11 protein-coding genes are annotated in these 9,644 nt (G+C 50.4%); 3 read left to right on the top strand and 8 right to left on the bottom strand.

From position 1 onward, the window contains the following. Positions 1-281: IMP dehydrogenase (locus tag Q0X35_RS04740; protein WP_297566072.1), on the bottom strand; the 281-nt coding region annotated here is incomplete at its 3' end. 224 nt (positions 282-505) lie between these two features. Between Q0X35_RS04740 and Q0X35_RS04735 the strand changes: the two genes are divergently transcribed. Beyond that, entirely contained in the window at positions 506-802 is a 297-nt protein-coding gene (locus tag Q0X35_RS04735) for a WhiB family transcriptional regulator (protein WP_297566070.1), read from the top strand. 205 nt (positions 803-1,007) lie between these two features. Continuing rightward, on the top strand, positions 1,008-2,111 hold the full coding sequence (locus tag Q0X35_RS04730; protein ID WP_297566069.1) for an SGNH/GDSL hydrolase family protein: 1,104 nt from the start codon (positions 1,008-1,010) through the stop codon (positions 2,109-2,111). 71 nt (positions 2,112-2,182) lie between these two features. On the opposite strand, the gene groES is transcribed toward Q0X35_RS04730, so the two are convergent. Then, entirely contained in the window at positions 2,183-2,479 is a 297-nt protein-coding gene (gene groES / locus Q0X35_RS04725) for a co-chaperone GroES (RefSeq protein WP_073996077.1), read from the bottom strand. 289 nt (positions 2,480-2,768) lie between these two features. Between groES and Q0X35_RS04720 the strand changes: the two genes are divergently transcribed. Then, the gene (locus Q0X35_RS04720; RefSeq protein ID WP_297566066.1) at positions 2,769-3,962 is read left to right on the top strand and encodes a class I SAM-dependent methyltransferase; all 1,194 of its coding nucleotides are present in this window, start codon (positions 2,769-2,771) and stop codon (positions 3,960-3,962) included. Positions 3,963-4,155: 193 nt separating this feature from the next. Here Q0X35_RS04720 and Q0X35_RS04715 read toward each other — a convergent pair whose 3' ends face one another. From Q0X35_RS04715 to Q0X35_RS04690, 6 genes are all read right to left on the bottom strand, one after another. After that, the gene (locus Q0X35_RS04715; protein WP_297566064.1) at positions 4,156-4,890 is read right to left on the bottom strand and encodes a succinate dehydrogenase/fumarate reductase iron-sulfur subunit; all 735 of its coding nucleotides are present in this window, start codon (positions 4,888-4,890) and stop codon (positions 4,156-4,158) included. Next, the gene (locus tag Q0X35_RS04710) at positions 4,887-6,857 is read right to left on the bottom strand and encodes a fumarate reductase/succinate dehydrogenase flavoprotein subunit (protein WP_297566062.1); all 1,971 of its coding nucleotides are present in this window, start codon (positions 6,855-6,857) and stop codon (positions 4,887-4,889) included. The genes Q0X35_RS04715 and Q0X35_RS04710 overlap by 4 nt, the downstream gene beginning before the upstream one ends. A gap of 14 nt (positions 6,858-6,871) precedes the next feature. Next, positions 6,872-7,585, bottom strand: a complete 714-nt coding sequence (locus tag Q0X35_RS04705) for a succinate dehydrogenase cytochrome b subunit (RefSeq protein ID WP_297566060.1) — start codon at positions 7,583-7,585, stop codon at positions 6,872-6,874. A gap of 157 nt (positions 7,586-7,742) precedes the next feature. After that, positions 7,743-8,225, bottom strand: coding sequence for a GNAT family N-acetyltransferase (locus tag Q0X35_RS04700; RefSeq protein WP_297566058.1), 483 nt, complete (start codon positions 8,223-8,225; stop codon positions 7,743-7,745). 43 nt (positions 8,226-8,268) lie between these two features. Beyond that, complete coding sequence (gene tsaB, locus Q0X35_RS04695; protein WP_297566056.1) at positions 8,269-8,982, bottom strand: tRNA (adenosine(37)-N6)-threonylcarbamoyltransferase complex dimerization subunit type 1 TsaB; 714 nt, start codon at positions 8,980-8,982, stop codon at positions 8,269-8,271. Next, the gene (locus Q0X35_RS04690) at positions 8,960-9,544 is read right to left on the bottom strand and encodes a hypothetical protein (RefSeq protein WP_297566054.1); all 585 of its coding nucleotides are present in this window, start codon (positions 9,542-9,544) and stop codon (positions 8,960-8,962) included. Before Q0X35_RS04690 ends, tsaB begins: the two co-directional genes overlap by 23 nt. Positions 9,545-9,644: the final 100 nt, after the last annotated feature.

Genomic DNA, 9,644 nt, shown 5'->3' with positions numbered 1-9,644 from the left:
GATTCGGATCTTTTCACTAACCGCACCTGATTTGCCTGCTCTGCAATGGAAAGATTGCGGTGCAAAATTCCTATGCCTCCTTGACGAGCCATAGCAATAGCCATCTGCGATTCGGTAACTGTGTCCATAGCCGCAGAAAGCAGCGGCAACTTCACTTTAATATTTCGCGTCAACTGCGCAGTAGTATCCACTTCGGAAGGAATTACATCGGTAGCTCCCGGAAGAAGCAATACATCATCATAGGTCAAGCCCACTAAGGCAAAAGGATTATTTTCGCTCACCTCTCCATTATAGAAATATTTCTGCCGAGCGTCCTCCTGAAAATATGTGAAAACAAATTCAGCTATCAGCATTACCACACTAAAAGAACCTTGCGGAAAAGCACCTAAAGCGCCTACGCTGGAATATGGTGAGGCAATACAGCCAGAAAACTGGCTCAGGTTGCCTATTTACATATTTTCAGTAGGAGCTCTAGCCGGTAGGCTACAGCGGGGAGGACGCAGCCTTGGTCGCACGTATTAAAGATGTTGATAGAGCGCTCGTGGATTTTTGGGATTGGCAGGTAAAAGGCACCTGCAGCACTATGGATCCAGAGTTTTTCTTTCATCCAGAAGGCGAGCGTGGCGGCCCGCGGCGGCGGCGAATTGAACGGGCGAAGCGTATCTGCCAGCACTGCCCCGTAATTTTAGAGTGCCGTGAATATGCGCTAGACCACCGCGAACCCTACGGAGTGTGGGGAGGAATGTCGGAAGAAGAACGCAGCCGCGTGGTGCGCCAACGCCGTCATTCTCGCAGCGCTTAGCATTATTCTCGCAGCGCTTAGTGGGCGTTTAATTTAATACCAAATAAGGGCAATACCCGGCTCTAACTTAATAAATTTTTGACTTATAAGGTAATTCCGCATACTTGCTAAATGATTCCTGCATATTTACCATTTTTTTCGCACTACCTAGTAATATCTATAGTGTAAAGCAATGGAATTTTTTATCTGCAGCAAAGGATTATAAATGCAGAAAAAAACTAAAATTTTCGGGGCCGGGATTTCCACTCTAGCTCTGTTCGGAATGGCTATCGGACTGGGAGTAGTGGCCAGCAGTGCCCAAGGGACAGAACCGCTAAACATTGTCCAGCTAGGCGATTCCTATTCAGCCGGAAACGGTTCGAATGGAGTATATGAGAGTGATTGCTCCCGCTCTACTACCAATTATGGAGCGCAGGTAGCGAAGGATTTAGGGGCCTCCTATAAGAACGTAGCTTGCTCTGGTGCGGTAGCTGCCGATTTGGTGGAAAGAGCCCAAGATGTCTCCACTTTAGGAATGGCGAAAAAGAGTATTACTAAGGCTTATTATCTGCCGCGTTCGGAATATCCCGATCAAGGAGCCGAGTGGCAAAAACGAGTAGAAGCAGCGCAGATGTGTGGCGAAGTGCCACTTGAGCACGGAGAATGGGAATACCGGCAAGTAGCTCCCGCCCCCGCTGGCAATATCTACACCGCTACCTTGGAGTGCCGTCTGCACAATAAGATGCAGATAGAAGCGGTCACCCCCGATACGGATATAGTCTTTTTAACCATCGGCGGCAACGATGCTGATTTCTTTGGCATTGCGGTTAAGTGCTTGGTAATGCGTTCAGGTCAGCTCTGCGATAAGCAAATGAACTACTCGGAGAATATATTGCGCAACGAAGCTGGCCAGCGCGTCACAGCTGTACTAGATGCGATAGAGAAAAATTCGCAGGGTAATGCAGAGGTATATCTCCTCTCCTACCCGGATTTAATTAATACTGGCAACTATCTAGTGCCAGAAAATGCCTTTGCTTGGTATGATTTCGGCGCAAAACTGCAGAAAATGCAGCAGGATTATACGCAGATGCAAGGCAATCTGATAGCCGATATGAATCAAAAAACTGCTTCGCAGCGCTACCACCTAGTAGATATACGCACGGCTTTTGCCGGGCACGGCATGAATCCCTATCGCTATGGTTCCCAAGCTAATAGCTGGATTAATCCACCTTTCCAAGGCGGACCAATTATGGGATATATCCACCCGAATCAGGCCGGCTGGGATGCAGAAGCAGCGGTGCTGAGCGAATACCTACGCACTCATCGTTAAACTGCGAATAGCGTAATTTTTGGCATAAAAAATGGGGGCAGAGCGAGAAGCTCTGCCCCCATAAAAAATATTTAGTGCTCTACCTTAGCGAGGATATCGCGTGCGGAAAGAATAATGTATTCATCTTCTCCGTACTTGATTTCCGTGCCGCCGTAACGGGAGTAAATCACCGTATCGCCAGCTGCGATATCTAGCGGTACACGGTTGCCATTGTCATCGATGCGGCCGGGGCCTACAGCAATGACCACACCTTCCTGTGGCTTTTCCTGCGCGCTGCCCGGAAGCACAATTCCCGAAGCAGTCTTTTCTTCAGCCTCGACTTGTTGGATAACAATCCGATCCTCGAGGGGCTTAATGGATACCGACATGCGGTCCCCCTTTTCTAAACTCGTATCTTTTTAACGAACCTAGTGGACCCGCCGTCGCGGGGGCCGAGCCCAATCCAGGGCGTAGCACTTGCTACATAACTTACTCTAAGCGGAAATTGGCACTCGGTCAATTTGAGTGCCAGAAAATGCGGGAAAACTCGCTATTTGCGAACATCGCACTACCCTAATCACATCGCACTACCCTAATCACACCTCCCTGCCCCAATCACACCTTCCTACCTCAGCAACGCTAAATAAAAATTCTGCTCGTATATGCGAAAATAGAATTGTGCATATTAAGGATTTAGCTACTGCACCGGGGCAGCAACTTCTCGCCGAGTTACCGGCATACGATTCAGCACAAGTATTTTCCCTTCACGATCAATTGCGAAAGCGCGGCTTCGATAGTGATTTAATTTCTGCCGCGCTCACGCAATCTCGGCTCCGCGCCCGCGCCACCGAAAAATTTGGAGATTCAGCAGCACAGATGCTCTTTACTGCGGCCGGATTAGAGCAGGCGACTCGCGCCAGCATAGCAACTGCACATGCAGATTTTTTGCACCAGCACGGAGCCCAGAAACTACTCGATTTTGGCTGTGGAATTGGCGCCGATGCGCGGAGCTTTGCCGCCGCCGGAATTAGCGTAACGGCGATTGAAAAAGACGGCGAAGCAGCGGCCGCAGCGCGGCACAATTTAGCAGCTTTTCCCACTGCCCGCGTAATCGAAGCAGATGCCAATGATTTAGATTTAGCTGCTCTCGGGGCAGATACGATTTGGATAGACCCGGCCCGCCGGGCCGCGGGAAAGCGCATAAAAAATCCAGCTCACTGGCAGCCCAGTTTAGAGCACGCAATTGCGCTCGCGCAGCGTTATCCACTTTCGGGAATAAAGGTAGCTCCCGGTATTGATTATGCATTACTGCCTGCATCTGCTCATGTGCAGTGGATTAGTGAAACGCGGGCACTGGCGGAAGCGGTAATTTGGATGGGAGCAGATATAAAACCGGGGCGAAGCGCGCTCGTAATCACTCCTGATAGAAGATATTCCTACCAAGCAGATGGAGAAAATCCACGGCACCCAGCAGAGATGCTGGAGCCAGCTCCCCTCGCAGAATTTATTTATGAGCCTGATCCGGCTATTATTCGCGCCGGAGCAATTGCCTCTCTGGCAAAAGCGCAGCAGCTGCGGCCGGTATCTGCCCAAATCGCCTATTTAACTGGAGCAGATCCGATTTTTTCACCTTTTTTAAGTGGCTTCCGCATCCAAGAAGTGCTCAAACCACGGCCTAAAATAGTGCAAGCGGCGCTGCGCTCCCATGGTATAGGAAGAGTAGAAATAAAGAAGCGCGGCACTGCGCTGGTGCCGGAAGAATATCGGCGGCAGCTACATTTAGATTCTTCCCTCCCTGGGAGTGCCACTTTGATCTCTACTCCATTAGCTGGAAAGCCGCATATTTTGCTCTGTAGCCGGCTACAAAAATAAAACTATTTAGCGCCGACCTAAATACAACACTTCTACAGCCGCCCCAGAGCCGTCTTTAAAGCACAGAGCCGCCCTTAGGCAAAATTACTGCCCACAAATGTGGGAGGGCGAGCGGTGTACCGCTCGCCCTCCTGCAGAATCAGCAATCTTTTACCGCCTATATGGCAGTACCAGTTTGCTCAGAAATGTTTTTCTATACCGAGGCGCAGATCAAATCACGATTCAACATCGAGATAAACTCTAGTGGCACCTGCTTGGGGCAAGCCTCTGCACAAGCACCCACGTTAGTACAACCACCAAAGCCTTCTGCATCATGCTGCGCGAGCATATTTACTACGCGCTCTTTCCGCTCAGGTTGCCCCTGCGGAAGTAGACCTAAATGCACTACCTTTGCCGAGGTGAAAAGCATTGCCGAACCATTCGGGCAAGCTGCCACGCACGCACCACAGCCAATACAAGCAGCTGCTTCAAAAGCTTTATCTGCCTTAGGCTTCGCCACCGGGGTAGCGTGTGCATCCGGCGCAGCTCCCGTATTTACGGAAATATATCCACCAGCCTGCACAATGCGGTCAAAAGCAGTCCGGTCTACTACCAAATCGCGCAACACCGGGAAACCGGTAGAACGCCACGGCTCAATAGTAATGGTGTCGCCATCTTGGAAATGCCGCATATGTAGCTGGCAAGTAGTAGTCACTTCCGGACCGTGCGGATCGCCATTTATCACTAATCCACACTGCCCGCAAATGCCTTCACGACAGTCAGAGTCGAAAGCTACCGGCTCTTTTCCTTCCGCGAAAAGCTCTTCGTTCAGCTGATCGAGCATTTCGAGGAAAGAGGCTGTCTCATCGACGTTTTCAATCGTATGCGTTTCAAAATGACCCTTATCAGCAGGTCCGTTTTGCCGCCAGTATTCGAGATTAATTTTCACTTGTAACTCCGCTGCTTCATTTCGACAAATTCGTAGTTGAGATCTTCCTTGTGTAAGACAGGTGCCTCATTTTCACCCGCCCACTCCCACGCGGCTACGTATGCATATTCATCATCATGCCGCAGAGCTTCGCCCTCTTCCGTCTGCGATTCGGAGCGGAAATGACCGCCACACGATTCGTTCCGATGGAGAGCATCGATACACATTAACTCGCCCAGTTCAAAGAAATCAGCTACGCGGCCGGCTTTCTCCAAAGACTGGTTGAGCTCAAATTTACCGCCCGGTACGCGCACATTCTTCCAGAACTCTGCACGCAACTTCCGAATCTCCGCAATAGCTTTCTTCAAGCCAGCTTCATTACGCTCCATACCGCAGTATTCCCACATAATGTGGCCGAGTTCTTTATGGAAAGAATCTACCGAACGGTTACCTTCATTAGAAATGAGGTAATCGAAGCGTTCCTTATTTTCTTTCAGAATCTCTTGCAGCTCCGGATTATCTGGCGCTACTTCGGGGAAGCTATTATTTGCTAGATAATCGTTAATCGTATTCGGAAGTACGAAGTATCCATCAGCTAGCCCCTGCATAAGAGCCGAAGCTCCCAGCCGGTTTGCTCCATGATCGGAGAAGTTAGCTTCGCCCGCCACGTACAAGCCCGGAATAGTGGATTCCAGATCGTAATCTACCCACAGACCACCCATCGTGTAGTGAACAGCCGGATAAATACGCATAGGTACTTCATAAGGATCTTCACCGGTAATGCGCTCATACATATCGAAGAGGTTTCCATACTTAGCCGATACCTGTTCTTTGCCGAGCCGAGCAATTGGCTCTGCGAAATCCAAGTAAACGCCGCGAGAAACTCCTCCGATAGCCGGTCCTACGCCACGACCTTCGTCGCACATATTCTTTGCCTGCCGCGAAGCAATATCGCGCGGCACCAGATTTCCGAACGAAGGATAGATGCGCTCCAAGTAGTAATCGCGATCTTCTTCCGGAATATCACGCGGATCCTTCTTACAATCTTCTGCCTTCTTCGGCACCCAAATCCGCCCGTCGTTACGCAGCGACTCCGACATTAAAGTCAGCTTCGATTGCGATTCTCCGTGCTGGGGAATACAGGTGGGGTGAATCTGGGTGTAGCACGGGTTGGCGAAATAAGCGCCGCGCCGGTGTGCCCGCCAAATTGCAGTCGCATTACAGCCCATAGCATTGGTGGAAAGGAAGAATACATTGCCATATCCGCCGGTAGCGAGTACCACCGCATCGGCAATATGCGTCTCAATTTCTCCAGTGACCATATCGCGCGCCACGATACCGCGCGCCCGGCCGTCAATAACCACTAAATCAATCATTTCGTGGCGGCTAAAGAGCTCTACCGTGCCCGCATGTGCTTGGCGCATCAATGCTTGATAAGCGCCAATCAACAGCTGCTGACCGGTCTGGCCGCGCGCATAGAAAGTACGAGATACCTGCACGCCACCGAAAGAGCGGTTATCTAATAAGCCGCCGTATTCACGAGCGAAAGGTACTCCCTGCGCTACGCACTGATCAATAATATTGGCTGAAACTTCCGCTAAGCGGTATACATTAGATTCCCGCGCCCGGAAATCGCCACCTTTAATCGTGTCGTAGAAAAGCCTATAAGTGGAATCGTTGTCGTTCTTATAGTTCTTAGCAGCATTTATTCCGCCTTGTGCGGCAATGGAATGGGCGCGGCGCGCCGAATCTTGATAGAAGAAGGCTTTTACGTGATAGCCCATTTCTCCGAGCGAAGCTGCTCCTGCACCACCAGCGAGGCCGGTGCCGACCATAATAATTGAACGCTTCCGGCGGTTAGCGGGATTCACCAGCTTAGCTGTAAACTGCCGCTGCTGCCAGCGCTTCTCCAGCGGCCCAGAGGGCGTTTTCGTATCTTTTAAGGCTTCACCCTCTCGGTATAAACCCTGCACTAAATTTTCGTTCATTTGTAAATCCATCCTTAAGAAATCAACCCGGTGAGGATCATCGTCGGAGGCACCATAAAGCCTACGAAAATCATGAGCGCAGCAATATCCGAAATTATCTTAAATGCACGCTCTCTTGTGCGGGAAGAAAGACCAAGAGTGGCCAGCGCTGACCACACACCATGGCGAATGTGTAGGCCTACCGCTGCCAAAGCGATGAAATAGAAGGCGTAGAGCCACGGCACGTTGAAAGCCGCTACCATCCGCTCATAAGGAGTCATAAGCGCATAATTCTCTGCTCCCACGCTGATGTGAAGCGTGGTGAACTGCAGTATGTGGAAGATAATAAACAATGCGATTATTACTCCACCCCAGCGCATTACCACTGCCGTATAGGATTTACCTGCCCGTACCTTCTTGCCGCTGCGTACTTTATAGGCGCTACCGCGCGCTTTCGAAGCGCGCAGCCAGAGGCTAATAGCAGAGTACATATGCAGCACTATGCAGAGCAGCAAAGTGATCCGCATAATCCAGAGGAAGCCTTTATGAGGCAAAATCGGGTAGAGCAAATCTTGATGTAGCCATTCCGCATAGTGATTGTAAACTTCTGCTCCGGCCAACACCTTTAAGTTGCCATACATATGGAATAGTAAAAAGAATACAAAAATCAGACCAGTGGCAGCCATGAGCACCTTAAGTGCTACTGTGGTTTGCTTGCCACGACGTTTCGTTACAGATGAATTAGACACATCTTGAAAATATCAGATTTTTGGCCTTCTGACCTAGGTAAAAGCGCCTAAATCAAGGAAAAGAATGATGTGCAGAGCCAAAATGAAAAAACTTAGGCACTTTTTTAGCCTGAACTCTGGCATTCCTGGAGGTGAGCCCGCCCGGCCAATATCACATTTAATTCTGTGAGAGTTTAGTTGCGTATTTTCCAGAAAGCCGCAAACGCATTATTAGCGCGTCGTCATCGGGATAATAGCGCGGCCGGATATGGATTTCTTCGAATCCGAAAGACTGATAAAGACGCTGGGCGCCCGTATCTTTTTTGCGCACTTCTAGAAATACTTGCTCAGTGCCCGCTGCCTTAGCTTCCGCCAATAAGGCGTGCAGTAATTGGGTAGCTAAGCCCTGCCGCCTTTTATCTGCCGCCACACTTAAAGTAAGCAAATCAGCATCTGGGCTGAGAGTGATTCCCCCTAAGGCAATTAGGCGCCCGACACTCTGATGAGGAGCGGGAGGCTCCAAAATCATTAAATAGCGCCGCTGCGGGGCGCGTAATTCTGCCTCCCAAATAGAAAGTGGCCAAGCGGCGGCAGCGAAATTCTGCGCATCAAAACGTGCACATCTTTCTGCCCACTCTGCCCCCACTTTTTTTATCTGCATTTACTGCCCAATCTAGCGAGTATTACGCACCCCGGCACGCAGATTAATTATTTAACTCGTAAGGATTGCCCGCAGAATGCGGCTGCGCTTTGCCACCTTGCACATCGGGGCGGCGTAAATACTGGGGCTGCAGCGAGAAAGTAATATTTTCTCCCGCTTCGCTTCGCGCCTGCCGCGAGCGCAACAAACGCACCATGACCGGCGGAGTACACGCAGCTACAATGCGCTCTCCGGGAAGTTCATCTGCATAGAGATCCGCTTCCGCACACACCACTAAAGCAGGATCTTTTTCCAACTCGGCTGCCAATAACTGCGGAGAAATCACCCGCACTTCCTGCAGCACCTCAATATCGTCTGCACCCAAAGCCCGCGCGCGCAAAGCGTAAACTTCTTTCCGGCGGGCATCGATTATCGACTCTACGATATTGCCACCCGCTTTAGCGCCCGCTAGAGCCAGCACTTCCGCAGAAGAAAGACCATAGATAGGCACATCCCAAGCAGCAGCCAACGTCCGCGCTGTCACCAATCCAGCGCGTAAACCAGTAAAAGGCGCTGGACCAGTGCCGGCAATTATCGCATCTGGCTTTGCTATATCTGCCTGCTCTAAAACTGTTTTCACTAGCGGAGTCAGCACCTCCACGTGGTGGCGCGTATCTGCCGAACGTGCCACGGCTAATTCGTTAACTGCTCCGAGTCTCTCTGCGCAAATACCCACTACTACTTGGGCAGAAGTATCAATCGTTAAAAAATTCGTCATTTTTCTCGCTATCTTTCTGCTGAGATTCTAAATTCTTTCCCTTATTTTCCTCGCTTTTTTCCCCGCTACTAGCATCGCCGGCGGTGGCAGCACGCGGCGGCGGAGGCGGAGGTTTTTTCCGCTGCAGAGAATCGGCTCGATAGAGAGAAACCGGCGCAGTGGCGCGGCGAAAACGGTTTTTAGTAGTTTCTTTTACTTTTTTCTCTCTTCTCGCCTCTGCCTCTTCTCCCTGGGGGCGATCAGCTAAATAAGAAACTTCCCAGTGCAGCCAGAGCAGCGAAATTGCCACTAAGGAAAGCGCCCCCGCCCCGACTAAAATTAGCTGCCAGAGTGCATGGTGCCCCGGCGAAAACTGCTTACTCTCTCCAGTTATCTCTTTTATCTTCGGGTTCTCTGCCAAAAGCTGAGAACGCTGATGCAAAAAATCTGGGAGGGGAATCTTCCCCAAGACAATTTTTTCTCCAGTGCGGCACGCTGCCCGCACTGTGCCATCTTCAGCTATGAACCAAGAATCAAGGCGAGAATCAAAAAAGATTATTTGGGCAGGCTGATACTCCGCCACAATCTTTCCTAATTTTTCATCACTAAATACTTTTTTATCGACGGCTTCTTTCCCTGTCTCTTATACACATCTGACGCTGCCGACGAAACCTTATGGGTGT

The organism is uncultured Arcanobacterium sp. (assembly GCF_947253055.1).
Classification (GTDB): Bacteria; Actinomycetota; Actinomycetes; order Actinomycetales; family Actinomycetaceae; genus Arcanobacterium_A.
The sequence above is the reverse complement of the archived record's forward strand: the minus strand, read 5'-3'. Positions and strand labels throughout refer to the sequence as shown.